General features: G+C 57.8%; 29 protein-coding genes. 12 read left to right on the top strand and 17 right to left on the bottom strand.

Going from position 1 to position 24,704, the window contains the following annotated elements; translation table 11 throughout:
• Nucleotides 1–69: 69 nt before the first annotated feature.
• The 6 genes from soxA to TRL7639_RS03280 form a co-directional block, all read right to left on the bottom strand.
• On the bottom strand, nt 70–900 hold the full coding sequence (gene soxA / locus TRL7639_RS03305) for a sulfur oxidation c-type cytochrome SoxA (protein WP_085794354.1): 831 nt from the start codon (nt 898–900) through the stop codon (nt 70–72).
• Between the two features lie 37 nt (nt 901–937).
• Nucleotides 938–1,267 carry a thiosulfate oxidation carrier complex protein SoxZ gene (soxZ, locus tag TRL7639_RS03300; protein ID WP_085794353.1) on the bottom strand — a complete coding sequence of 110 codons (330 nt, stop codon included), beginning with the start codon at nt 1,265–1,267 and terminating at the stop codon, nt 938–940.
• Between the two features lie 23 nt (nt 1,268–1,290).
• On the bottom strand, nt 1,291–1,713 hold the full coding sequence (gene soxY / locus TRL7639_RS03295) for a thiosulfate oxidation carrier protein SoxY (RefSeq protein WP_085794352.1): 423 nt from the start codon (nt 1,711–1,713) through the stop codon (nt 1,291–1,293).
• Nucleotides 1,714–1,737: 24 nt separating this feature from the next.
• On the bottom strand, nt 1,738–2,193 hold the full coding sequence (soxX, locus tag TRL7639_RS03290) for a sulfur oxidation c-type cytochrome SoxX (RefSeq protein WP_085794351.1): 456 nt from the start codon (nt 2,191–2,193) through the stop codon (nt 1,738–1,740).
• Between the two features lie 152 nt (nt 2,194–2,345).
• Nucleotides 2,346–2,906 carry a thioredoxin family protein gene (locus TRL7639_RS03285; protein ID WP_085794350.1) on the bottom strand — a complete coding sequence of 187 codons (561 nt, stop codon included), beginning with the start codon at nt 2,904–2,906 and terminating at the stop codon, nt 2,346–2,348.
• Between the two features lie 18 nt (nt 2,907–2,924).
• Complete coding sequence (locus TRL7639_RS03280) at nt 2,925–3,665, bottom strand: cytochrome c biogenesis CcdA family protein (RefSeq protein WP_085796239.1); 741 nt, start codon at nt 3,663–3,665, stop codon at nt 2,925–2,927.
• 58 nt (nt 3,666–3,723) lie between these two features.
• On the opposite strand from TRL7639_RS03280, the gene TRL7639_RS03275 reads away from it, so the two are divergent.
• The 4 genes from TRL7639_RS03275 to TRL7639_RS03260 are packed head-to-tail and all read left to right on the top strand — an operon-like array spanning nt 3,724 to nt 6,164.
• Nucleotides 3,724–4,116: a thioredoxin fold domain-containing protein gene (locus TRL7639_RS03275; RefSeq protein ID WP_085794349.1), complete on the top strand. Its 393-nt coding sequence runs from the start codon at nt 3,724–3,726 to the stop codon at nt 4,114–4,116.
• Nucleotides 4,117–4,121: 5 nt separating this feature from the next.
• Nucleotides 4,122–4,487 (top strand): ArsR/SmtB family transcription factor, encoded by a 366-nt coding sequence (locus TRL7639_RS03270; protein WP_085796240.1) that lies wholly within the window; start codon nt 4,122–4,124, stop codon nt 4,485–4,487.
• A gap of 54 nt (nt 4,488–4,541) precedes the next feature.
• Complete coding sequence (locus TRL7639_RS03265) at nt 4,542–5,597, top strand: YeeE/YedE family protein (protein ID WP_085796238.1); 1,056 nt, start codon at nt 4,542–4,544, stop codon at nt 5,595–5,597.
• An 18-nt stretch (nt 5,598–5,615) separates the two neighbouring features.
• On the top strand, nt 5,616–6,164 hold the full coding sequence (locus TRL7639_RS03260; RefSeq protein WP_306456274.1) for a sugar O-acetyltransferase: 549 nt from the start codon (nt 5,616–5,618) through the stop codon (nt 6,162–6,164).
• A 241-nt stretch (nt 6,165–6,405) separates the two neighbouring features.
• Here the strand turns inward: TRL7639_RS03260 and tuf are convergent, their stop codons facing one another.
• The 3 genes from tuf to parC form a co-directional block, all read right to left on the bottom strand.
• The gene (tuf, locus tag TRL7639_RS03255) at nt 6,406–7,581 is read right to left on the bottom strand and encodes an elongation factor Tu (RefSeq protein WP_085794062.1); all 1,176 of its coding nucleotides are present in this window, start codon (nt 7,579–7,581) and stop codon (nt 6,406–6,408) included.
• A gap of 140 nt (nt 7,582–7,721) precedes the next feature.
• Nucleotides 7,722–8,285 carry a hypothetical protein gene (locus TRL7639_RS03250; protein WP_085794348.1) on the bottom strand — a complete coding sequence of 188 codons (564 nt, stop codon included), beginning with the start codon at nt 8,283–8,285 and terminating at the stop codon, nt 7,722–7,724.
• 101 nt (nt 8,286–8,386) lie between these two features.
• Entirely contained in the window at nt 8,387–10,738 is a 2,352-nt protein-coding gene (gene parC / locus TRL7639_RS03245; RefSeq protein ID WP_085794347.1) for a DNA topoisomerase IV subunit A, read from the bottom strand.
• Between the two features lie 222 nt (nt 10,739–10,960).
• Here parC and TRL7639_RS03240 point away from each other — a divergent pair, with 222 nt between their 5' ends.
• From TRL7639_RS03240 to TRL7639_RS03215, 6 genes are all read left to right on the top strand, one after another.
• Complete coding sequence (locus TRL7639_RS03240) at nt 10,961–11,590, top strand: SH3 domain-containing protein (protein ID WP_085794346.1); 630 nt, start codon at nt 10,961–10,963, stop codon at nt 11,588–11,590.
• Nucleotides 11,591–11,658: 68 nt separating this feature from the next.
• Entirely contained in the window at nt 11,659–12,489 is an 831-nt protein-coding gene (locus TRL7639_RS03235) for an SDR family NAD(P)-dependent oxidoreductase (protein ID WP_085794345.1), read from the top strand.
• Between the two features lie 81 nt (nt 12,490–12,570).
• The gene (locus TRL7639_RS03230) at nt 12,571–12,777 is read left to right on the top strand and encodes a twin transmembrane helix small protein (RefSeq protein ID WP_085794344.1); all 207 of its coding nucleotides are present in this window, start codon (nt 12,571–12,573) and stop codon (nt 12,775–12,777) included.
• On the top strand, nt 12,778–13,350 hold the full coding sequence (locus TRL7639_RS03225) for a cob(I)yrinic acid a,c-diamide adenosyltransferase (protein ID WP_085794343.1): 573 nt from the start codon (nt 12,778–12,780) through the stop codon (nt 13,348–13,350). It begins immediately after the preceding gene.
• 240 nt (nt 13,351–13,590) lie between these two features.
• The gene (locus tag TRL7639_RS03220; protein WP_085794342.1) at nt 13,591–14,349 is read left to right on the top strand and encodes an electron transfer flavoprotein subunit beta/FixA family protein; all 759 of its coding nucleotides are present in this window, start codon (nt 13,591–13,593) and stop codon (nt 14,347–14,349) included.
• Nucleotides 14,349–15,278, top strand: coding sequence for an electron transfer flavoprotein subunit alpha/FixB family protein (locus tag TRL7639_RS03215; RefSeq protein ID WP_085794341.1), 930 nt, complete (start codon nt 14,349–14,351; stop codon nt 15,276–15,278). Before TRL7639_RS03220 ends, TRL7639_RS03215 begins: the two co-directional genes overlap by 1 nt.
• 57 nt (nt 15,279–15,335) lie before the next feature.
• Here TRL7639_RS03215 and TRL7639_RS03210 read toward each other — a convergent pair whose 3' ends face one another.
• Nucleotides 15,336–16,145 carry a DUF6473 family protein gene (locus tag TRL7639_RS03210; protein WP_235820336.1) on the bottom strand — a complete coding sequence of 270 codons (810 nt, stop codon included), beginning with the start codon at nt 16,143–16,145 and terminating at the stop codon, nt 15,336–15,338.
• Nucleotides 16,146–16,323: 178 nt separating this feature from the next.
• On the opposite strand from TRL7639_RS03210, the gene TRL7639_RS03205 reads away from it, so the two are divergent.
• Nucleotides 16,324–17,199, top strand: coding sequence for a 3-hydroxybutyryl-CoA dehydrogenase (locus TRL7639_RS03205; RefSeq protein WP_085794339.1), 876 nt, complete (start codon nt 16,324–16,326; stop codon nt 17,197–17,199).
• A 12-nt stretch (nt 17,200–17,211) separates the two neighbouring features.
• Here TRL7639_RS03205 and TRL7639_RS03200 read toward each other — a convergent pair whose 3' ends face one another.
• From TRL7639_RS03200 to TRL7639_RS03170, 7 genes are read right to left on the bottom strand one after another with little or no spacing between them, the layout of a single operon-like run.
• Nucleotides 17,212–18,102 carry a lysophospholipid acyltransferase family protein gene (locus TRL7639_RS03200; protein WP_085796236.1) on the bottom strand — a complete coding sequence of 297 codons (891 nt, stop codon included), beginning with the start codon at nt 18,100–18,102 and terminating at the stop codon, nt 17,212–17,214.
• A 42-nt stretch (nt 18,103–18,144) separates the two neighbouring features.
• Nucleotides 18,145–18,414 carry an HPr family phosphocarrier protein gene (locus tag TRL7639_RS03195; protein WP_085794338.1) on the bottom strand — a complete coding sequence of 90 codons (270 nt, stop codon included), beginning with the start codon at nt 18,412–18,414 and terminating at the stop codon, nt 18,145–18,147.
• A gap of 15 nt (nt 18,415–18,429) precedes the next feature.
• Nucleotides 18,430–18,822, bottom strand: coding sequence for a PTS sugar transporter subunit IIA (locus tag TRL7639_RS03190; RefSeq protein ID WP_085794337.1), 393 nt, complete (start codon nt 18,820–18,822; stop codon nt 18,430–18,432).
• Between the two features lie 9 nt (nt 18,823–18,831).
• On the bottom strand, nt 18,832–19,713 hold the full coding sequence (gene rapZ, locus TRL7639_RS03185; protein WP_085794336.1) for an RNase adapter RapZ: 882 nt from the start codon (nt 19,711–19,713) through the stop codon (nt 18,832–18,834).
• Entirely contained in the window at nt 19,710–20,120 is a 411-nt protein-coding gene (locus TRL7639_RS03180) for an HPr kinase/phosphorylase (protein ID WP_306456273.1), read from the bottom strand. The genes rapZ and TRL7639_RS03180 overlap by 4 nt, the downstream gene beginning before the upstream one ends.
• A 45-nt stretch (nt 20,121–20,165) precedes the next feature.
• Nucleotides 20,166–21,875: a sensor histidine kinase gene (locus tag TRL7639_RS03175; RefSeq protein WP_085794334.1), complete on the bottom strand. Its 1,710-nt coding sequence runs from the start codon at nt 21,873–21,875 to the stop codon at nt 20,166–20,168.
• 33 nt (nt 21,876–21,908) lie between these two features.
• Nucleotides 21,909–22,613, bottom strand: coding sequence for a response regulator transcription factor (locus TRL7639_RS03170; protein ID WP_085794333.1), 705 nt, complete (start codon nt 22,611–22,613; stop codon nt 21,909–21,911).
• Nucleotides 22,614–22,951: 338 nt separating this feature from the next.
• Between TRL7639_RS03170 and TRL7639_RS03165 the strand changes: the two genes are divergently transcribed.
• Nucleotides 22,952–24,550, top strand: coding sequence for a phosphoenolpyruvate carboxykinase (locus TRL7639_RS03165; protein ID WP_085794332.1), 1,599 nt, complete (start codon nt 22,952–22,954; stop codon nt 24,548–24,550).
• The last annotated feature ends 154 nt before the right edge of the window (nt 24,551–24,704 follow it).

Raw genomic sequence — 24,704 nt, 5'->3', positions numbered from 1 at the left:
TATGCGCATGTATGAATTTAATATGTGGAAAAGAGCCCCGCACCCAAAAGGCACGGGGCCACAGTCAGGTCAGTTACGTACCGACGGGGTTTCGACAGACAGGCCCTGCCCGCGCGATGCAAGGTAGAGCTCGAGCGCCTTGAACTCATCGCCGCCCTCCTTGAACGGGGTTGCGCGGATGTTCTTCATGCAGCCCTTGAAACGACCATGGATCGAGTTCAGCTTGGCATTTTTCAGACGATAGGTCGGGAATCCGTTGACCTGCCCCTGGCTCAGATGGTCCGCACGGATCATCATGCCATAGTTGTCTTCGTGGCAGTTCGAACAGGCCATATCCAGCTGACCAACACGGGTGTAATAGAGCTCTTTACCCTTTTCCCAGAACGGTGCCGCATCGCCGTCGATGGCCACGTTCATCGGCATGCCACGGGATTGAACCCCGATCAGTGCCGTCATTGCGGTCATATTGCCCTTGGACCACTTCCAAGGCTCGGCTTCCATACGCTCGGTCCGGCATTCGTTGATCAGATTTTCCATCGTGACCAACTCGCCATCGTCAACGCGTGGCAGTTGCGTGCGCAGGCCCGCGAAATCCGCGACATCCTCGTGGCAGGACGAACACGCCTTGCCAGCCGCTCCGTCCACCTTGTCCCACAGGTCCTCGGCCTGCTCGACAAAGACAAACGCGGGGTTGTCGAAGTCATCCATCTCCAGCGCCTGCGTTTCGGCAGAACGGAAACGCCAACCCGAATAGATCGTATCGACGTTTTCCATATGCGCCGGTGCGGCAACTTCGGTCACCATTGCCTCTCCGTCGATGGACAAAGAGTTGCTGTCCTGTGCGGCGGCAGATGTGCCTAGGCTTATGAGTGCAAATGTAGCCCACAGTTTCTTGGTCATTTCGGTCCCTCCTCCCTGGCGAGATCGTCCGTTTTTGTTACTGGACTTTGATCTTCTTGCTTGTGTCGTAGACCGAGCCGTCGTCGTCATACCAAGTGAACTTGAACTCACCGGATTCAGGCACGGTTGCCTCGAACTGGAAATAGGGGTTTGTCGAGATCGCCGGTTCCAGCGTTACGTCGATCACGCTCTCGCCGTTGAACTCGGCCGTGAAGCGGTTGATGATCGAGCGCGGGATGACGTTGCCATCATCGTCCTTGCGCTGACCGCTTTCCATCTTGTGGCTGATCAGGGTCTTGATGGTGATCGCTTCGCCAGCAGCAGCCGACTTGGGGACTTTGACGCGGGGTTTTACACCAGATGCCATGTTGTTTCTCCTCGTGTTCCGGGTCAGCCGCCGCAGCCGCCGATGGTTACCTTGACGTTGGCCGATGCCTTCTGGAACGAGCCGTCTTCCATCTTGGCGATCGCCACAACGTTCTGTGTCGACGCCAGACGAATGCGGGTCGACGCGCTGCGCGACGCGGCCAGGGGACCAAAGTTAAAGGTCGCAACGTTGGGAACCGGGTTGCCATCCGCAAAGAGCGTGATCGCGACCGCGCCGGGTGCGCTTACCTCAATCGGTACGGTGTTTCCGTTTTCCGCGATTTCAGGGGCCGTGATGGTGATTGCACCCTCACCCAATTCTGCACCGCCGGTCAGCTTGGCGATTTCATCGTCTGTCAGCGAGGCGAATGCAGGCAGCGACCCCATGGCCGTGGCCGCAACACCGGCCGAGCTCAGGATCAGCAGATTGCGCCGAGTTAGTTTCATGATGTTCTCCTAGGTTCGGGGGCGTCAGCTGTCTTTCAACGTCATCAGATAGGCGATGATGTCTTCGACCTGCTGCGCCGAAAGAATGCTTTGGCCTGCGAATTTATCCAGCGGACGTTCATAGCCGCTGTCGATGTAGAAGGCCGGCATGATCGTGCCCTCAAAAACCATCTTGGAATTGGATACGATGCCGCGCAGTTCCGCCTCGGTCCAGCGTTCACCGACGCCGTCCATCATGGGGCCAACTTCGCCGTGGAACCCCTCTTCCGGCATGTCAGAGTTTGCGTGGCATGCCAGGCAGTTCCCTTGCTTGCGATTTGCAAAGACCTTTCGACCGTTGGCCGCATCGCCCGCCTGTCCTGTCAACGAGGCGTTCACCACCCCGTCTTCATAAACAACGTCTGCAGGCTTTACCTCGCCGGCTGCAACCGCAGTCGCGCCAAAAGCGGTGCAAAGCGTCAAGATGAGTGCGCGTTTCATGTATCCTCCCTCAGACGATTCTTATCCGTCGTTCGTTGCACACTAATGCACACTGTGGCGTTATCGCAATATCAAATTCAACTACATGAATTTTTATATCTGTTCGCACATGCAGAAACTGGCGAACATTTCTTTCGCGCCCGCAGAAAGGCTCAACCTTTCTGCTCTTCCAGCTTGCGGGCGTGGTACTTTTGGAAAGGTTCGCTTTCTTCGTACCCCTTTTCAACCACCCAATTCAACATGTTGAATGTTGTCCCCTTGCCAAAGGCGCCCGGCATGTTGGCCACTGCTGCCTGCGCGGCGGTCAGGGTGTCGGGCACCTCTTGCGGCAGGAAATAGATGTTGGGTGTGAACAAGGCGCCCCAGCGTTTCACCATGTCCTTTTCCGGCAGTGCGGTGCCATCAAAATCCGTCACCTCGACATCACCGAACATGTTGATCTGCACCACAAAATAATTGGCCTCAATGTAGTCGGCGATCTTGTCGACGACAAAGACTTCTTCGTGCATCTTCTTGCAATAGATGCACCCTCGTTGCTCGATGATCAGCATCAGGCGTTTGCCTTCGGCGTTGGCCTCATCCAGGTCCTCGCGCAGATCCTTGAAGGTGTCGCGCATCCAAGGGGCTTTGTGCAGGCCGTCATCTCCAATCTCGGCGGCGGCCAATGGCATTGCAATCAGGGCCGTAAGGGCCAGAACAAAGGCTCGAAACATGGTCTTCCTCCCACTATGTCAGCCAATGGCGCTGAACCACGGAACGTGCTCCAGCATCCATTGCGCGATCAGATTGATTGAATTGGTTGCGATCAGAACACCGAACAGAACCAGCATCCCGCCCATGATTTTCTCGACCGTGCCCAGATGGCGGCGGAACCGGGACATCCAGGACATGAACGGCCCGATGAACAGCGCCGCAACCACAAACGGCAAGGTCATCCCCAACCCGTACACAAACAAAAGCGTCGCCCCCTGCGCCGCCGAATCCTGCCCCGCAGCCGTAAACAGAATCGCGGCCAACACAGGGCCGACGCAAGGCGTCCAGCCAAAGGCAAAGGCCAACCCGATCACATAGGCCCCGATATACCCAACGTTGCTCGTGTCCCCCGCATCGGCGCGAAACTGGCGATACAGAAACCCGATGCGGACGACGCCCAGAAAATGCAGACCCATCGCAATGATCAGAGCAGCAGCGGCCCACCGCAGAATGTCGAAGTACTCGCGTACCATCTGGCCAAAGGCGCTGGCCGTGGCGCCCAAGCCCATGAAAATCGTGATCACCCCAAGCGCAAAGCAGCACGCCGCCAGAAAGGCCCGTCGCCGGACGTCCGATGTGATCGCGGCATCGGCCGAGATCTGGTTCATGCCGACGCCTGCCAGATAGCTCAGATAGAATGGCACGATCGGCAGAATGCACGGCGACAGAAAGGACAGCAGCCCCGCAACCAAAGCCCCAAAATACGTGACGTCGAACATGGTGCCCCTCAAATCGCAAAGCTTGTAATATTCAAACATAGGATTATGATGTAATGCAATGACTCGTCAATTGGGGAAGCACGTGAAACTGCTGGGCACTTTTCTGATCGCAACCTTGGGTTGGCTGCCTTTGGCCGCCACCGCCGAGACCTATCTGCTAATGGCAGAAGAGGACGGCTGCTATTGGTGTGCCAAATGGAACGAAGAGATTGCCCATATCTACCCCAAGACGGTCGAAGGCAAGACAGCGCCGCTGAGGCGTTACGACCTGCACAGTGAAACGCCCGACGTCTCCTTTGTGCGCCGCGTCCACTTTACCCCGACCTTCATCCTTGTTCAGGATGGGGCCGAGGTGGGCCGCGTCGAAGGATACCCGGGCGAAGACTTCTTTTGGGGCCTACTCAATCAGATGTTTGAACAGGCAAGGATCCCCCTGGACACAACAGGATGAGTGCCATGACACCTGAACCCCGCCCCGACACTGCATCGCGCCTGCCCGTTTTTGACCCCAACATGTGCGCCGAAGATATGGAGCGCATGATGCAGAATGCACAGCAGGCGTCGAATTTCCTCAAGGCAATCAGCCACGAGGGGCGCTTGATGATTCTGTGTCACCTAGCCACCGGAGAAAAATCGGTCACCGAGCTCGAAGAGCTGTTGTCCGCCCGCCAAGCAGCCGTGTCCCAACAGCTGTCGCGCTTGCGGCTCGAAGGGCTCGTTACCCCCCGACGCGATGGCAAGACGATCTACTATTCCTTGACAGACGACCGCCCCAAACAAATCATGGAAGTGGTCTATGACCTCTTTTGCAGGCAAGACTGATCCAAGACCATCGCTGGTCTGCCTTTGGGGAGGAGGCCGCACATGCTTGAACAGCTGCTCGAAAATATGGGAGAGGCCAATACCGCGGCCCTGATCGGCTTGATCGGGGGCGTCGCTTTGGGATTGGCGGCCCGCATTGGCCGCTTTTGCACCTTGGGCGCGATCGAAGATGTTCTTTACGGCGCCGACGACCGTCGCCTGCGCATGTGGGGCATCGCCATTGGCGTCGCCATCATTGGGGTGCATCTTGCGATGTATCATGGCGCGATGGATGTGGCACAGACCACCTATCTGGATCGCGTCTGGAGCCCTATGGGCACAATCATCGGCGGGCTGATGTTCGGCTATGGCATGGCGCTCAGCGGCAATTGCGGCTATGGCGCTTTGGCTCGGCTGGGGGGCGGCGACTTGCGCGCCTTTGTGATCGTGATTGTCATGGGTCTGTCAGCCTATTTCGTCATGTCCGGCCCCCTTGCGCACACACGAGTCATGATTTTTCCGGTCGAATTCAACGCCGAAACGCCCCAAGGTATCAGCGCCTATGCCCAGAAATTCTGGGGCATCCCGCCCCTTGTCACCGGGCTGAGCATTGGCGGGGCCATCCTTGCCTTTACCCTGTCCAGCGCCGCGCTGCGCGCCTCGCCCAAACACATCTTCTGGGGCACCGTGGTGGGGTTGGCCGTGGTCTCGGGATGGGTTGGAACCTATTGGGTCGCCCACACCGGGTTTGACGCCGAACCGATCGAAACCCACAGTTTCGTCGCCCCAATTGGCGACACCATCTACTACGGTATGACTGCCTCGGGGAACACGCTGTCATTCAGCGTCGGTTCGGTTGTGGGCGTCATCCTGGGCGCCTGTCTGGGATCATTCTCCAAGGGTCATTTCCGATGGGAAGCCTGCGAAGACCCTCGCGAGCTGCGCCGTCAGATCCTGGGCGCCGTCATCATGGGACCGGGAGCGATCCTCGCCGTTGGATGCAGCCTGGGCCAAGGCGTCTCGGCCTTTTCGGTGCTGGCCTACAGCGCGCCAGTAGCGTTTGTGGCGATCTTCGCAGGCGCCGCCATTGGTCTGAAGCAACTGATCACCGGCTTTGCTCCGGCTGAGTAGAACACCCCAAGGCCGCCTGTGACCGACACATTCGACACCCGCACAGATCAAATCATGGCGCGCCACACCAAAGCGCGCCGCCTGCTCAAGGTGTACAATGCATCGGATGCCGAAGAGCGGGAAACACGCACGCAGATTCTGTCCGACCTGCTCGGCACCTGCGGCCCAGGTGCTTGGATCGAACCGCCGTTCTTTTGCGACTATGGCGACAACATTCACGTGGATGCGGGCGTGTTTATCAACTTCAACTGCACCCTGCTGGACGGCGATCAAATTCACATCGGCGAAGGCACCCTCTTGGGTCCGTCGGTGCAGATCTACGCCACCACCCACCCGATCCGGGCCGAGGACCGCATCTATACCCAAGATGGCCTGCCGAAATATCGCACATCCGCCCAGCCTGTGACGGTCGGCAAACATGTCTGGATCGGAGGGGGTGCGATTATCCTGCCCGGGGTTGAGATCGGCGACGGCACCACAGTTGGCGCGGGATCGGTTGTGACACAGTCCTTGCCTGAGCGAGTCTTTGCGGCGGGGAACCCATGTCGGATTGTGCGAGAGCTCTAAGCACTACAAAAAGGCCGCTCCGGTTGGAGCGGCCTTTCTGTTTCTTCTCACCGGTGTGGCTTTCGGGAGCTTTTCCTTGCGGCAAAAGCCCCTGTCGCCACTGGCCAGAGTTTCCTGGGGAAACTCGACCTTACTCAGTGATTTTCGACGCACTATGTTCGCGCGTCTCGGGATCACCAAATCCAAAAGAAAAGGGCGCCCCGAGGGACGCCCTTTCCGTCTGATCATTCGCTAAAGCGAATTATTCGGTGATCTTCGACACGACGCCGGCGCCGACGGTGCGGCCGCCTTCGCGGATCGCGAAGCGCAGGCCCTGCTCCATCGCGATCGGCGCGATCAGTTCAACGTCGAACTTCAGGTTGTCGCCAGGCATGACCATTTCGGTGCCTTCGGGCAGGTTCACGGTGCCGGTGACGTCAGTTGTACGGAAGTAGAACTGAGGACGGTAGTTGGCGAAGAACGGCGTGTGACGGCCACCCTCTTCCTTGGTCAGGATATAGGCTTCGGCTTCGAACTTGGTGTGCGGCTTGACCGAACCCGGCTTACACAGAACCTGGCCACGCTCAACGCCGTCACGGTCAACACCACGCAGCAGGGCGCCGATGTTGTCGCCTGCTTCACCACGGTCCAGCAGCTTGCGGAACATTTCAACGCCGGTGCAGGTGGTTTTGCTGGTGTCGCGGATGCCGACGATTTCGATTTCGTCGCCAACGTTGATCACGCCACGCTCGACACGCCCCGTAACAACGGTACCACGGCCCGAGATCGAGAACACGTCTTCGATCGGCATCAGGAACGGCTGGTCAACAGCGCGCTCAGGGGTGTCGATGTAGTCGTCAACAGCCGCCATCAGTTCCTTGATTTTCTCTTCGCCGATTTCAGGCTTGTTGCCTTCCATCGCGGCCAGAGCCGAACCTGCAACGATCGGAATGTCGTCGCCCGGGTAGTCGTACGAAGACAGCAGCTCGCGGATTTCCATTTCCACCAGTTCCAGCAGCTCTTCGTCGTCGACCTGGTCAACTTTGTTCATGAAGACGACCATCTTCGGGATGCCAACCTGGCGGCCCAGCAGGATGTGCTCGCGGGTCTGCGGCATCGGGCCGTCAGCTGCGTTCACAACCAGGATCGCGCCGTCCATCTGCGCCGCACCGGTGATCATGTTCTTCACATAGTCAGCGTGGCCGGGGCAGTCGACGTGTGCGTAGTGGCGGTTTTCGGTCTCATACTCGACGTGTGCGGTCGAGATGGTGATGCCGCGGGCTTTTTCTTCAGGTGCGCCGTCGATCTGGTCGTAGGCTTTGAAGTCGCCAAAATATTTGGTGATTGCTGCGGTCAGCGTGGTCTTGCCGTGGTCAACGTGGCCGATCGTGCCGATGTTGACGTGCGGTTTTGTACGCTCAAACTTTTCCTTTGCCATTCCTCAGGCGCCCTTTTGCGATTTGGGGGACCCTCGGTCCCGGTTTGCATCTGCGCGCGCGGGATATTTGGTTCCAGAGGGAAAATCAAGAGCATCCTGCACTCTGGATCGCCCTTGAGCAGGTTTTACCGCCTCTGATGTTATTCAGATGCCACCGCTGGCGCAGCCCGCTTGTTGAACCAGCCGTTTTCAGCGTGTTGCTTGGCCATCCACTCTTCGATCGTGTCGGCAATATTCAGCGACAAACCCGCGATCTGCTCCTCTTTGGTGCGCGTGTGCCCAGACCCCAGAATCACACTCTGACCAGTGGTGTCCTCAAAGATTTCCATCTGCTCTTTCTTGGCCAGGAATGTTTCGTTGGCGACGTCGTAAACAAAGACGTTTACGACCGCCACGCTTTTGGGATTGACCAGAACAGGAACACCGGGAGGGGCCAGCATGTACCCCTCAAGCGAGACGGCCACATCGTACTCTTGCCCACCATCATAGCGACGCAGGCGGGTCTCCATGGCGTTTTCCATCTGAGCGTTCCATTCCGAAGGCTCAGCACTACGCGACAGTGGCCATTGCTTGGCCTTGTCCGTATAGACGTGAATGACTCGAGCGCTGAAAGCTCCCATATCTTCAGGCGCTTCGTTCAGCTGCGTAGAGCCACAAGCGGCCAAGAAGGACACGCAGGCCAGGGAAATCAGAATTCGGATCATGGATCAGGTCTCGATATGCCTATGTTTGGGACGGTGTATCGCAGTGCAGTTGTCGATGCCAAGCAGCATCGGCGCTTTTCCTCGCACCTGCATTCTAACCGTCATGAAAACTTGTAACTGCGTGGGAAACCATAGGGCGGACGCTTGCCGACGCCAGCCCGTTTGGCCAGCCATTGCGACATATCGGGCTCGTGCCGGGTCTTCTCGCCGCCCATGGGCCAACTTAGCCCATCGTCCCAGTTGAACGTGGTAATGTCCGACAACCCGCCGTCCAATTCCAGCGCCCCCTGCTTGCCGCGCGCCATGTTGTATTTCTGCAGACGCACGCCCTTGCCACGTCCCATCTCGGGCAACTCGGCAGTTGGAAACACGAGCAGCTTGCCGTTCTGCGACACCACGGCCACGTGGTCTCCTTCGATCGGTTTACAGATCAACGCGTGTTCGTCTTCGCCTTTGACGTTCAGCACCTGCTTGCCGGTGCGGGTCTGGGCCACGACGTCCGGTTCCGGCACAACAAACCCATTGCCCGCATTTGACGCCACCAACAGTTTGCGTTCCGGGTTGTGGATCAGGATGTCGACGATCTCGGCCTCGTTGGGCAAATCGACCATCAAGCGCAAGGGCTCACCCATGCCCCGCCCACCAGGCAGGTTCGCGGCACTGACGGTATAGAAGCGACCATTGGTGCCAAAGACCAGCAAACGGTCGGTTGTTTCGGCGTGGAAGATAAAGCGCGGCCCGTCGCCGTCCTTGAACTTCAACTCGCGTTTCAGGTCGATGTGGCCGGTCATCGCCCGGATCCAGCCCATCTGCGAGCAGACCACGGTGATCGGCTCGCGGTCGATCATCGCCTCAAGTGGCACCTCCTCGATGGTGCCTGCTTCGGCAAAGACCGAGCGGCGCGCGCCGCCTTCATAGTCCTTGCCAAAGGTCTTCTTGGTCTCTTTGAGTTGCTCGGCAATCTTGGCCCACTGCAGGGCAGGATCAGCAATCAGATCCTCAAGGTTCGCGCGCTCCTCCATCAGGGCATCGCGTTCGCGCACCAGCTCCATCTCTTCGAGGCGACGCAGGCTGCGAAGGCGCATGTTCAGGATCGCATCAACCTGCACTTCGCTCAATTCACCCTCGCCCGGCAGCGGCGAGACATAGCTGGCCTCGTCCATGGCACGGACATGTTTGATGCCCCAATCCTCGCGCATCAGCGCGGCTTTGGGGTCGTCATCATAACGGATGATATCAATCACGCGGTCGAGGTTGAGGAAGGCGACGATAAAGCCCTCCAAGACCTCCAAACGGTGGTCGATCTTGGCCATGCGGTGGCGCGAGCGGCGCAGCAGCACATCTTGCTTGTGATCCAGGAATGCGCGCAGCACCTCTTTGAGCGAGCAGACCTTGGGCGTCACGCCGTCGATCAACACGTTCATGTTCAGGCTGAACCGCACTTCCAAATCCGAGTTGCGGTAGAGCATGTTCATCAACACGTCCGGGTCGACGTTTTTCGATCGCGGCTCTAGCACCACCCGAATGTCGTCCGCCGATTCGTCGCGCACATCGGCCAGAATCGGGATCTTCTTGGTCTGGATCAGCTCGGCGATCTTTTCGATCAGCTTGGATTTCTGCACCTGATAGGGGATCTCGGTGACAACGATCTGCCATTGCCCCCGGCCGAGATCCTCAACCTCATACTTGCAACGCAGGCGGAACCCACCGCGCCCGGTGCGATAGGCCTTGGCGATGTCTTCTTGCGGCTCGACAATCACGCCCCCGGTCGGGAAATCCGGCCCCGGAACATAATTCAGCAACGTGTCGTCGCGCACATCCGGCACTTTGATCATGTGCAGGCAGGCGTCGCACAGCTCGGCGATGTTGTGCGGCGGAATGTTGGTCGCCATGCCCACCGCGATGCCGCTGGCCCCATTGGCCAACAGATTCGGAAACTCGGCCGGCAGAACCACCGGCTCGGTCAGACGACCATCATAGTTGTCACGAAAATCAACGGCATCTTCATCAAGGCCCTGCAACAACGCCTCGGCCACGAATGTCATCCGCGCTTCGGTGTATCGGCTGGCGGCCGGGTTGTCGCCGTCGATGTTGCCGAAATTGCCCTGCCCATCGACCAGCGGATAGCGGACGTTGAAGTCCTGCGCCAAGCGCGCCATTGCGTCATAGATCGCTGCGTCACCGTGGGGGTGGAAGTCCCCCATCGTGTCGCCCGAGATCTTGGCAGACTTCAGAAACTTGCCGTTCGACGCCAGCCGCAAGCGGTTCATTGCATAAAGGATTCGCCGGTGAACCGGCTTCAACCCGTCGCGCGCGTCCGGAAGGGCACGGTGCATGATCGTGCTCAGAGCATAAGTCAGATAGCGCTCGCCAATGGCACGGCGTAGCGGCTCTGCCACCTCTCCGGCACCTTCGGGGGACTTCATGTTGGGGTCGTCGATAGTATCCGTCATAGATGATGTGATACGCCGCCGAGGGGCGCGGGTAAAGCAAGCAAGGGCCATTTTGCTGGGGACAACTTGGTAAATGCGCCACAACACCCGGTTTGGGGGGAGCGTTTCGCCCCCCTTCCCCCAGATTTCGACTCTTCGGTCACGGTATGGTAATCTGTGTCGATAAGTCTGCTATCGATTTCTGAAAGTCATTCACCATTTGCCTTCGGGGGGAGGCACGCGATGCGATTTGTATTGATCTCTTTCGCCTTTTTGGGCTTTGCGTTTTACGAGCTCAGCGGAGGCGCCGATTTTGAGCCGCGCGGCGTGCGCCCGGCCCAACCTGAAAAATTGGCCTACACTCCGGCACCAAAGCCAAAACCAGTGGCCGAGCCGGTGACGGCTGTTGCTTTGGTGGCAAAACCTGCGCTGACGCCACGCAAGGCCAAGACAGTTGAGCCCGAGCCAGTGGCAGCGCCCGAGCTTACTTCGGATGAAGCCGCGCAGAAACTCGCCCAATTGGCACCGGGGTTTCAAGCAGGCCTTAACGGATTCGGCGAAAATGTCGGCGCTGGCCTGACACTCGCATCCCTGCAACAGGGCGCAACATCTCTCCAACGAAACACCGAAGTTACAGAGCCTCAAGTCGCAGAGCCAGAACAGCCCAAGGCGGACATCCGCGAGATTCTGGGCACCCGCGTGAACATGCGCGACGGCCCCGGCACCATCTATCCAGTTGTTGGTCGCCTGAACATCGGTCACCAGGTCGAGGTACTGGGCGAATCCGGCACCGGCTGGCTGCGCCTGCGTGTCCTGCCCGAACAGCAGATGGGGTGGATTGCAGCCTCACTGGTCAGCAAAAAGACACCCTGATCCCTACCTTGCATTGATTCGCCGGTCACAATCGGCATAGCTCCCTGCAAACGCAGGCGAGGGACGATATGCAAAAAACCATTCTGATCACGGGCTGCTCATCCGGCATTGGTTATGACGCGGCCTTGGGCATGCGCGACCAAGGATGGCGCGTGTTTGCCTCTTGCCGCAAGCAAACCGATTGTGAGCGCCTGCGTGAAGAGGGTTTTGACAGCCCACTGATCGACTACACCAATGCAGCGTCCATCACCTCTGGCCTGCAAGAGGTTCTGGACGCCACTGGTGGCACGCTTGACGTTTTGTTCAACAACGGCGCGCATGGGTTTCCCGGAGCGGTTGAAGACATCCCCACAGACGGGTTGCGGCACATTTTCGAGACCAATTTCTTTGGCTGGCACGAGTTGACCCGTCAGGTCATCCCAGTGATGCGAAAACAAGGGGCCGGCAGGATCGTTCAATGCTCTTCGATACTTGGCTTGGTCGCCTTTCCTTGGCGCGGCGCCTATGTGGCAACGAAATATGCCCTCGAAGGGCTCACCGATACCCTGCGGCTGGAACTGCATGGCTCTGGCATCGAAGTGTCGCTTATCGAACCTGGTCCCGTCACATCTAAGCTTCGGGAAAAGGCAATTCCGATTTTTGAGCGCTACATCGATTGGGAAAACTCGGCCCTACGCGACAAATATGAAAGCTCACTGCTCAAGCGCCTCTATCACAGCTCGGGACACCCAGACACCTTTGAGCTCCCCCCCTCTTTCGTGACCAAGCGTCTTGTGCACGCGGCCACAGCCGCCCGACCGCGCCCACGCTATTACGTCACGACCCCCACTTACATCGGTGGTTTCCTGCGGCGCGTCCTGTCCACTCGGGCCACTGACCGCATCCTGACGCGGCTCTGAGACAAAAAAACCTGTTCGCTTTTGTCCCATCCGCCGCTAGATGACCGGCAAGTGTTCACCTTTTTTGCTGTGAGGCCGCAAATGGAAAACCTGGTTTTTGTCGTCATGCTCGGGGCCATGTTTGCCGTCGTGCTGGTCTTGGCCATCGGCATCGGAGGATTTGGTGCAGGCGGCAAGTTCAACGCCAAATACGCCAATAAGATGATGCGCCTGCGCATCCTGTTTCAGGCCATCGCTGTGATCCTGATCGTTCTTTACGTCTATCTACGCGGTCAAGGAGGTCAGTAAATGGTCGTCCTCAACAAGATCTACACCCGTACCGGCGACAAGGGCGACACCGCCCTGGGCAATGGCGACCGCGTGGCCAAATACTCGGACCGCGTGACCGCCTATGGCACCACTGACGAGCTGAACTCTTTTGTCGGCGTTGCACGGCTGGTGGCCGAAGGTGAGATGGACGCAGCCCTGTCGCGCATCCAAAACGACCTGTTTGATCTTGGCGCGGACCTGTGCCGCCCCGACATGGACAACGACGCCGAGGCCGAATACCCGCCACTGCGCGTCACGCCCGAACAGGTGGATCGGCTCGAAGGTGAGATCGACACGATGAACGGCAGCCTTGATCCGCTGCGCAGCTTCATCCTGCCCGGTGGCACTGCCTTGGCCGCACATCTGCACGTTTGCCGTACCGTGGCACGGCGCGCCGAGCGTCTGTCGGTTGAGCTGAGTGCGCATGAGGCAGTGAACCCGTCGGTGGTGAAATACCTCAACCGTCTGAGCGATTGGTTCTTTGTCGCAGCGCGTGCTTCCAACAATGGCGGCAAGGATGATGTGCTTTGGGTTCCTGGCGCGAACCGCTGAAACCTGCATTCCAGTTGCGACAAATTGGCCCTGCCCGCACCTGACCGACTCGGGCTTCAGCCGCGCATGGGCGAAATTTTCTTGCGTTTAGCGCTCGCAAAATATCGAAACGCGACGTCGATAGGCACTGACGTGACGATTTTGCCCTGTTGCGAGGTGGCCCAAGACGCTATCTAGCCCGAGAGAGCATTGGTGGAGTCGCCCTGCGGCTTGCCGTTTTTGTAAGGAGCAAACGCAAAAATGAAGGTACTTGTGCCTGTCAAGCGCGTGATTGACTACAATGTGAAGGTTCGCGTTAACGCGGATGGTAGCGGTGTCGATCTCGCCAATGTCAAAATGTCGATGAACCCCTTCGACGAGATTGCAGTGGAAGAGGCGATCCGCCTGAAAGAAGCCGGCAAGGCCGACGAGATCGTCGTCGTGTCCATCGGCGTCGCGAAAGCTCAGGAAACCCTGCGCACCGCGTTGGCCATGGGCGCGGACCGCGCCATCCTGGTCGAAGCTGCTGACGATGTTCACACCGACATCGAGCCGCTGGCTGTTGCCAAGATCCTGGCGAAAGTTGTCGAAGAAGAGCAGCCCGGTGTTGTTCTGGCCGGCAAGCAGGCCATCGACAACGACATGAACGCCACCGGTCAGATGCTGTCGGCCCTGCTGGGTTGGTCGCAAGGTACGTTCGCGTCCGAGCTGGACATCGAAGGCGACACCGCCAAGGTGACCCGCGAGGTCGACGGCGGCCTGCAGACCATCAACGTGAAGATGCCCGCCATCATCACCGTTGACCTGCGCCTGAACGAGCCGCGCTATGCCTCGTTGCCCAACATCATGAAGGCCAAGAAAAAGCCGCTGGATACCAAGACTGCCGCTGACTATGGCGTCGACGTTTCCCCGCGTCTGGAAATCGTCAAGACCGAAGAGCCACCCGCACGTGCCGCAGGCATCGTCGTTGGCTCGGTTGACGAGCTGGTCGAGAAACTCAAAGAAGCGGGGGCTGTGTAATGGCTGTTCTTCTTCTCGCCGAAGTAAACAATGGTGAACTGGCGCTGGACGCCACCGCCAAGGCTGTCACCGCCGCCAAGGCACTGGGTGACGTGACCGTACTGGCCGCCGGTGGTTCTGCCGCCGCAGCTGGCGAAGCGGCTGCCAAGATCGACGGTGTCGCCAAGGTTCTGGTCGCCGAAGACGAAACCTTGGGCCACCGCCTGGCGGAATCGACCGCAGCGCTGATCGTGTCGCTGGCTGGCGATTTCGAGCACATCGTTGCACCGGCCACCACCGACGCCAAGAACGTGATGCCCCGCGTTGCGGCTCTGCTCGACGTGATGGTGATCTCGGACGCGACCGAAGTGGTTGACGGCGCGACCTTTGTGCGCCCGATCTACGCTGGCAACGCCATGCAGACCGTCAAATCGTCGGACGCCAAGAAGGTCATCACCTTCCGCACCTCGACCTTTGACGCCGCTGGCGAAGGCGGCTCGGCCGCTGTCGAAACCGTATCGGCTGCTGCTGATCCTGGCCTGTCGTCTTGGGTCGAAGATAAGGTTGCCGAAAGCGACCGCCCCGAGCTGACCTCGGCTGGCGTTGTCGTTTCGGGTGGCCGTGGCGTTGGCTCGGAAGAGGACTTCAAACTGATCGAAGGTCTGGCAGACAAGCTGGGCGCTGCTGTTGGTGCCTCGCGCGCCGCGGTCGACTCGGGCTATGCCCCGAACGACTGGCAGGTTGGTCAGACCGGTAAGGTTGTTGCACCCGAGCTGTATGTCGCTGTCGGCATCTCGGGCGCAATCCAGCACCTGGCCGGTATGAAAGATTCCAAGATCATCGTCGCAATCAATAAAGACGAAGAAGCACCGATCTTCCAAGTTGCCGACTATGGCCTGGTTGCAGACCTGTTCGCCGCCGTTCCCGAGCTGACTGAGAAACTCGGCTAAGCCGGAAGTGCTGGCTTGAAATTTGAAAGGCCCGCCAGATTTGGCGGGCCTTTTTCGTCAATCCAGATCCCGCAAATTCCGGTATACGCGATCTGCAATGATCTGATGCGTGGCCGGGCCAATCATATGCTCGGCTGCTGGTTCCTGCATGGTGCCAAAGATCATATCGCCCAGCTCATCGGATTCTCCGGCCATCTTCACCGGCAGCTCAATGATCGATGCCACGGCCCCTCTCAGGCTGTTCACCATATCAGACGTCACCATCAACGGCTCTGGACCCAAGGGCACCTCTCCCTCTTCAGGCGGCGCATAGCGCAGCCATAGCAGCAAAACCTGCCCGTCAATCGCCTCAACCAATGACCGCATTCGAGCCATCCAGGCTTGCCGCAACTCTTCGCGTACGATTTCAAACCGGCCCTGAGACAATTCCAAAAGTCGCGTCAACAAATGCTTGTTGAAATGAAACTCGGTAAAATCCACTTCATCATAAAGCGCCGTCAAAAGCTTGGATGCCTCAAGAAACCGGTCGTTGCGCCGCGGATGAACCCGGTAGAGCCGGTTCGACAGATTCTGCGCGCCCGGTAGTTGCACGATGCAAGCTTCGGCCCCGCTTGCAAGCCGCATCAGCTCAGGGTCATTAAGGATCGAATCAAGCCCGCTGTTGATACTGCCAAAGTTCACACAGGCCCCGCCCAGACGCCGCTCCAGCAATGCGGGGAAAGGATCGGACACAAAGCGCCCATATGTTTCTGTCCCCCCGATACAGGCCACATATGGCGCCTCTAGCGACCGTTTCGGTCCGCGAAAGTACAGCCTTGATACCCCATATCGACAAGTCAAATGATCGGGCGCATGCGCGCCCTGCATTTCATAACTCATGTCACCCACCAAAGTGTTTTGTCACCCGATGTCAGTTTTCGGTCCCAAGCGTTGCGATTCCCCTAATGTGCGGATTTGAAGCAATTTGTTCACACCCCCGCCTCTTGCCGCCGCCCCCGCCCTGCGCATAAGGTCGCCTTAGCGCGGAGAAAAAGGCACAAGTCATATGAGCATCCAAAAGGTTGGCGTCGTCGGAGCAGGTCAAATGGGCAACGGCATCGCCCACGTCTTGGCCCTGTCAGGATATGATGTGTTGCTGAGCGACATCAGCCAGGACGCGCTTGATGCCGCCCTTGATACAATCGGCGGAAACCTGTCGCGCCAAGCATCGCGGGGCAAGATTGCCGATCAGGACGTCAAGGCCGCAATGGGCCGCATCCAGACCACCCTGCACCTGCCGGAACTGGGACAGACCGATCTGGTAATCGAAGCCGCAACCGAACGAGAAGACATCAAGCAAGCAATATTTGACGAGATTCAGCCGCACTTGCTCCCGCATACGATCCTGACGTCTAACACGTCTTCGATCTCGATCACGCGCCTAGCCAGCCGCACTGACCGGCCCGAACGGTTCATGGGGTTCCACTTCATGAACCCCGTACCGCTGATGCAATTGGTAGAGCTGATCCGGGGCATCGCTACCGACGAAGAAACCTATGCAGCCTGCAAAGGCGTCGTGGATCGACTGGGCAAAACCGCAGCCAGCGCCGAAGATTTCCCGGCCTTCATCGTGAACCGCATCCTGATGCCCATGATCAACGAAGCGGTCTATACCCTCTACGAAGGCGTCGGGAACGTGCGGTCTATCGACCAGTCCATGATACTGGGCGCGAACCATCCTATGGGGCCACTTGAACTGGCGGACTTTATCGGGCTGGACACGTGTCTCGCGATCATGAACGTTCTGCACGATGGACTGGCAGATACCAAATATCGCCCCTGCCCGCTGCTAACCAAATATGTCGAAGCCGGCTGGTTGGGCCGCAAGACCCAACGTGGCTTTTATGACTACCGTGGAGACGCACCAGTCCCGACCCGTTGAAGCAGACCGAGACTACTTTCTGCCCAAGTTCATCGTGTGCTCGCGCAACCAGGCCATAAACCCGCGCGGATTGGTTTCCAGCAGTTTCATATCTTCGTCCGAGATCGGTTTGCCAACAACCGGCGCCTGCGGCTTGTTGCAAGACCGCACGATCTCGTGCAGCAGCAAACCCTGACGCAGGATCGCCGAGAACCGGTTGGCCATCAGATACCAACGCGAGTTGTGGCCGGGGAAGAAGATTGGCACCACTTTGGCGCCCGAACGGCGGATCATCTTGGCGGTGAACACGTTCCACTCCCGCTCGATCGCGGGGCCGAACATCGTATCCGAAGACATCACGACACCTGACGGGAACAGCGCTACAACACCACCATCTTTCAGATGCCCCATTGCCTTGGCGCGCATCTCGACCATCTTGGCCTGGGCATCTGGATCATGAGGGAATGGAACCGGGATCATAAAAGAGGTCGCCGCCTCGTCGAGCCCGGTCAGGACCGAACGAGTCAAAATGCGATAGTCTTGGCGCACGTTGCCGATCAGATCAGCCAGGATCATCCCATCTACCATCCCGTGGGGATGGTTGGCCACCACCACCACAGGCCCGCTATCTGGAATGTTTTCCAGCTGCTCCTGTGGGGTTTGCAGATCGATTCCCATGATGTTCAGCGCGCCGCGCCAAAACTTCTGTCCGCGATAGTTCTCGTTTTGCTTTTCGAACCGATTGACCATCCGCAAAATGGTGATCTTGCCCGTCATCCATTCGATCGCTTTGATCGCGGTTGACGTCCACGCATCATCAAACGAATTGGCGTAGGTCAAAGTGCGACGATCATAGATCTCGCCAACGGCGTCATCCAGTTCGGATACCGCACCCGTTTTGTTGCTTTGGGTGGTCTCGGCCACGTGCACGTCTTTCTGTTCCGGTGTCTCCCCCGACAAAGACCCTTAGAACCCTTCGCCAAACTTATCAGCGACCAGAGTTTCCAGAGCATCTGCCAACGCCTCAGCATCCGGGCCAGACGTCTCGACGTCAATAGTTGTTCCGCGGGACGCTGCCAACATCAAAAGACCCATAATACTGTCACCCGAGGCCGACAGGCCATCTTTGGACACCTCTGCCGAAGCGTCAAAGCCTTCGACCACCTCGACCAGTTTCGCCGAGGCGCGGGCGTGCAGACCCTTTTCGTTTTCGATTTTGAGCGTTCGATTAATCATATGAAACCAAAGTTGTCATTCAGGCGCGACATTGCGCATGTTGATGTATTTCTTGCCTGCTTCCATGGCCCCACGCACCGCCTCCGCTATTGGCAGATGGCGACTCTTGGCCAGCTTGATGAGCATGGGAAGGTTGGCACCATATAGGATCCGGCGATCTGACGGCGTGCAGGCTCGCAAACTCAAGTTGGATGGCGAGCCACCAAAAAGGTCGGTGACCATGATAACCCCGTCGCCGCAATCCACAGCATCTGCTGCGGCGCAGATTTCTTGCTGCTTTTCCTCTCGATCATGATCCGCCTCGATCGAGATGGCGCGCATACCTGCTTGCTGTCCGACCACATGTTCCATGGCGGCCAGATACTCCTTGGCCAGCCCCCCATGTGCCACGATCACTATTCCGATCAATCCCGCCTCTCAATCGCCCTTGCGGCGTTCCAGTTCGCGGTGCCTAATTGACACTTGCATGCCCTGCTCTGCAAGAGCCTTTGCCGTGGTTTCCGCAAGCAATACCGAACGATGCTGCCCACCCGTGCATCCAAACGCGATCGACAGATGTGTCTTTCCCTCAGCCTGATAGGCCGGAATCAAAAACTGGATCAGATCCATGGCCCGCTTAAAAAACGGTTCAAACCGTTCGTCCTTGTTCACGTGTTCAGCGACCCCCGCGTGCCGTCCATCCATCGCGCGCAATGCGGGGTCCCAATAGGGGTTGGATAAGAACCGACAATCCAGAACCATATCAACGCCTGTGGGCAACCCACGCTTATAAGAAAATGACTGCACGGAAACGGCCAACTGCCGCCCCCCTTCAGGTGCGAACCATCTCTCGACCTCATCTCTCAGCTGATGGACATTCAGATCCGAAGTATCGATCAAGAAATCGGCGACATCCCTGACTGCGCTAAGCAAATCCATCTCTCTGCGAATGCCCACTTCGGGCCGATCCTCAGGCGCCATCGGATGCCTCCGCCGCGTCTCGGAAAACCGCTGCAACAGAACCTTTACGCGACAATCCAGATACAGCGTCGTCGCCTCGGTATCGGGGAATTCGCGTAAATGCTCTACAAGGTCCAAAAATCCAGCCGTGGTGAAATCGCGATTGCGGGTATCAATGCCAAGCGCCAAAGGGCGCTCCGCAGTCGATGCCTTGACCAGACGCGTCACCATCCCCATCGGAAGATTGTCGATGGCTTCGAACTCCAGATCCTCAAGCACACGGATCGCTGTTGTTCGGCCAGCCCCTGAGGGCCCGGTCACCAGAACGATCTGTTTCGATTTTTCCGCGATCTCAGTCATTCCGGGTCATACCAACCGTATTTCATCATCTGAGCCAGTGCGGCTGCGAAATGTGGGCCTTCGACCCTAAGAAACAAGGGGAGGTCCTGTCCAAGCAGCGACCATTTTCGCGCTGGAGGCAAGCGGTCTGTTTCAAGAGTATTCATATCAACAACTGCACAAAGTCTTGCCGGTTCACATATCACCGACCGGAGCAAACCGATACCCCGTGCCTCGATCAATTTGGGTAGACTGGGAGGAGCTTCTGCTGTCAGACCGTCTGCACCAACTGAAACAGAGACCCTATCATCCGCGACCAGATCGCAACCAAATGCCAATAGCTGCAAAGCCAAAGCAGATTTTCCGCTGCCCGAATCCCCAACGATCAACAGGGCCTGGCCGGACATCGAGACGCAGCTGGCATGCATTATTGTCGTCATTGTCGGTTGATCAGCAGGACCACCCGGCATGGATCAAACCGGAAGCCCCACAACAAAGCGAGCGCCCAATGGATCAGAGGTTACATCCGCTTCGGTGGGCCGAATGTTTTCTGCCCAGATCACACCACCATGAGCCTCGACAATCTGTTTTGAAATCGCAAGCCCAAGGCCCGAGTTGTTGCCAAAGTGCTCTTCCGGGCGTTGGGAATAAAAGCGCTTGAAGATCTTGCTCAGAGCCTGATCAGGAATTCCCGGCCCCGTATCTTCGACCACAATCAGAACCCGATTGGATCTTTTGCGTGCCCAAACCCGGATTGCGTCACCATCCTCGCAGAACGAGATTGCATTGGTAATAAGGTTAACAAAAACCTGCGCCAAACGTGCCTCGAGTCCATGAAGAACGATGGGCTCGGGCGGCAGGTCGGTAATGTAATCGATACCCTTACTGCGCGCATCCTCTCCCAGATACTGGTTCAGATTGCCAAGCATCGCCAAAAGATCGAAGGGGGTTTCGTCTTCTTTGACCAATTCAGCATCCAGCCTCGAGGCGTTGGAGATGTCACTGACCAGGCGATCAAGGCGTCGCACGTCGTGTTCGATCACCTCCATCAGCTTTTCACGCTGATCATCGCGCTTGACCATCCGAAGCGTACCAACAGCAGACTGCAGGCTCGCCAGCGGGTTCTTGATTTCATGAGCCACGTCTGCCGCAAACTGCTCATTGCCATCAATACGCGTATAGAGCGCCGAGACCATCCCACGGAGCGCTCGACTCAGCCGCCCGATCTCATCTGGGCGTGCCGAAAGGTCGGGGATACGAATGCGGCCGGGGTTCATCCTGCGCGCGTTACGATCGCGACCCAACTCGGCGGCTTCCGCAAGGTCCGCCAAGGGATTTGCGATCGTCGACGCCAAGACCAAGCTGAGCCCCACAGACACCAAAAGTGCGACAATGAACATCTGATACACTCGTTCACGCTCGCGCTTGGCAAGCATGTCAATCTCACCCGAGGGGCTTGCCATCGCAACAACACCCACCGGGTTGCCGTTTTGCACGATCGGTGTCGCGGTTGCAAAAACACGCCCGCCTGCCACATTCTGCAGGACTTCAACTTGGGTGCCGTCAGACAGGGCCAACGGCACGAGTTTCTGCAACTCGGTTTCAAGATCGGCTGCGGTTTGTTGCACTGGCGTTGAAAACGGGCTGGAAACAGCCCCCCAAAGAGCCGCCAACGTATCACTGATGAATGTCGTCCCGTCGTTCTTGTCCGCCTGGCTAGACAATGATCCGGGGCCTTCATTGCCAGTCCCGTGTGCAATCAATGTGTTGGCACTGTCATAGACGTAAACTTCGACACCAGCACGCAGGCTTAACCCGTTCAGCGTTTCGGCTGCGTCGATACCGTCTCCGGTTGCCAGATTGACCGGGCTGCCTTCGGGCATCTGTGCTTCGAAAACGTCTGCAACCAACCGGGTCTCGCCAACCAGCGCCCCGGCTCTTTGAGTGATCAGGCTATCACGTGAGTCACTGAGGTACAGAATTCCCGCAACCAGAATGATGAGAGCAATCAGGTTGAACGTGATGATCTTACGTGTCAGCGGCGAACCTTTGAGCGAAAACAAGCTGCGCCGGGCCCGCTTGACCCGCAGCTCTTTCGAAACGGTGCTTTGCGGGGCGACCCAATCGTCGCCCAACACTACGTCACCGCTGCCGTCGCCTTGAGATGTGCCGGTATCGCGCACGACATCCCTTTCGGATTGAACCGGTTCGGTCCGTTACTCTTCGTTATATCTGTAGCCGATCCCGTACAGCGTCTCAATCGCCGCGAAATCCTCATCCGCGCTGCGCATCTTCTTGCGCAGGCGTTTGATGTGGCTGTCGATGGTCCGATCGTCAACATAGACCTGATCGTCATAGGCGACATCCATCAGCTGATCGCGGCTTTTGACAAAGCCGGGACGCTGCGCCAACGCCTGCAGCAGCAGGAATTCGGTCACAGTCAGCGAGACATCCTTGCCCTTCCAGCTCACGGCGTGGCGCAGCGGATCCATCCGAAGGTGTCCGCGTTCCATAACCTTGGTCTCGCCCGTGGTGGTTCCGGCGGCATCGCCCGCCACCGTTTCCTGACGCCGCAACAACGCCCGGATGCGTTCCACCAACAGACGCTGCGAGAACGGCTTCTTGACGTAATCGTCCGCCCCCATCCGCAGTCCGAGAACTTCATCAATCTCATCGTCCTTGGACGTCAGAAAGATAACCGGCATCTGGGTTTTCTGACGCAGACGCTGCAACAGATCCATGCCATCCATGCGCGGCATCTTGATATCCAGCACAGCCATATCCGGCAGCTTCTTGTTAAATGCATCAAGCGCGGCTTGGCCGTCATTATATGTTTCGACTTCGAATCCTTCGGCTTCGAGAGTCATGGAAACCGACGTCAGGATATTCCTGTCGTCGTCCACCAAAGCAATTTTTGACATCTGAATGTGCCCCTATGCTGCTCAATTCTGCCTTATTTTTTCCCATTCATCGCTCTTTTGAGGGGGCGAATCAATCCATAACTGCGTTTCGATCGCCTCTTTCCCCGGTATTGAGACAAAAAAACCTTACTGAGGACTGAATAAGTGCCTACGGAAACAGCTGAAAAATGATGATTGCGCTAAACATTGCCTTGGTTGCGCTAACTGCGCCAAAGCGTCCTGTTCATGTCCCAAACCGTCATGTTAAGACCCGCCTCACCGGCATCAGGCCGGACCAAAAGCCCCAACGGTGATAGATCGGTTTCAAGCGCCGCACGCCGACACAGGAGAATTAAAGCATGACATCTGGACGGGTTAACCCGCAATTCCGCCTCGAAGATCAGGGCATCGAGGGTCTGGGCAATGTCTATTACAACTTCATGGAACCGGCGCTGATCGAAGCAGCCCTCAAGCGCGACGAAGGTACGCTGGGCAATGGCGGCGCGTTTCTGGTCACCACCGGCAAATTCACTGGCCGCTCGCCCAAGGACAAGCACGTCGTCAAGACCGAGAGCGTCAAGGACACCATCTGGTGGGACAACAACGCCGCCATGAGCCCCGAAGGGTTCGATGCGCTTTATGCCGACATGCTCGAGCACATGAAGGGCAAGGACTACTTTGTGCAGGATCTGGTTGGCGGATCTGACCCGGCCTATTCGATCAACGTACGCATGGTAACCGAGCTGGCGTGGCACAACCTGTTCATTCGTCACCTGCTGCGCCGTCCATCGCGTGAGGATCTGGACGAATTCGTTTCGGATTTCACCGTAATCAACTGCCCCAGCTTCAAAGCGGACCCGGCCAAGCACAACTGCAACTCGGAAACCGTGATCGCGCTGAACTTTGACAAAAAGGTCATCCTGATCGGCGGCACCGAGTATGCGGGTGAAAACAAAAAGTCGGTCTTTACCCTGCTGAATTACATGCTGCCCGAAAAAGGCGTCATGCCAATGCACTGCTCGGCCAACCACGCCATCGGCAACCCGGTCGACGCGGCCGTGTTCTTTGGCCTGTCGGGCACCGGCAAAACCACCCTGTCGGCAGACCCCTCGCGCACTCTGATCGGTGACGACGAGCACGGTTGGTCGGACCGCGGCACCTTCAATTTCGAAGGCGGCTGTTATGCCAAGACCATCAACCTGAGCGCCGAGGCCGAGCCCGAGATCTATGCGACCACGACCAAGTTTGGCACCGTGATCGAAAACATGATCTTTGACGAAGAGACCAAGGAACTGGACTTCGACGATGACAGCCTGACCGCAAACATGCGCTGCGCTTACCCGCTCGAGTACATCTCGAACGCGTCCGCCTCGGCCATGGGTGGTCACCCCAAGAACATCATCATGCTGACCTGTGATGCATTTGGCGTTCTGCCTCCGATCGCGCGCCTGACACCCGCGCAGGCGATGTATCACTTCCTGTCGGGCTTCACCTCCAAGGTGGCCGGCACCGAACGTGGCGTGACCGAGCCGCAGCCGACCTTCTCGACCTGCTTTGGCGCTCCCTTCATGCCGCGTCGGCCTGAGGTTTATGGCAACCTGCTGCGCGAAAAGATCGCCCAGCACGGTGCAACCTGCTGGTTGGTCAACACCGGCTGGACCGGCGGTGCCCACGGCGTGGGTTCGCGCATGCCAATCCGTGCGACCCGCGCGCTGCTGACTGCAGCTCTGGACGGATCGCTGGCCGAGGCTGAATTCCGCAAGGACGCAAACTTTGGCTTTGATGTACCGGTTGCCGTGCCTGGCGTGGCCGAGGTTCTGCTGGATCCCCGCCGCACCTGGGACGATCAGGAAGCATTTGACAAACAAGCCGCGAAACTGGTGCAGATGTTCGCTGACAACTTTGAGCAGTACATCCCGTACATCGACGAGGACGTCAAAGCCGTTGCAATCGGCTGACGCGAAACAGCTGCAATATCTGAATAAGACTAAGGCCCCATCACAAAATATGGGGCCTTATTTCATTGGGTTGCACAAATTGTGATCCATTATTGATTGCCGGATCAATCAAACTTCGTTACAGTTTTGTGTCAGAAAAAACCCGGCACCTGAC

It is taken from the genome of Falsiruegeria litorea R37, from assembly GCF_900172225.1.
In the GTDB taxonomy this organism is placed as follows: Bacteria; Pseudomonadota; Alphaproteobacteria; order Rhodobacterales; family Rhodobacteraceae; genus Falsiruegeria; species Falsiruegeria litorea.
This window is presented reverse-complemented; position numbering and strand designations above follow the sequence as displayed.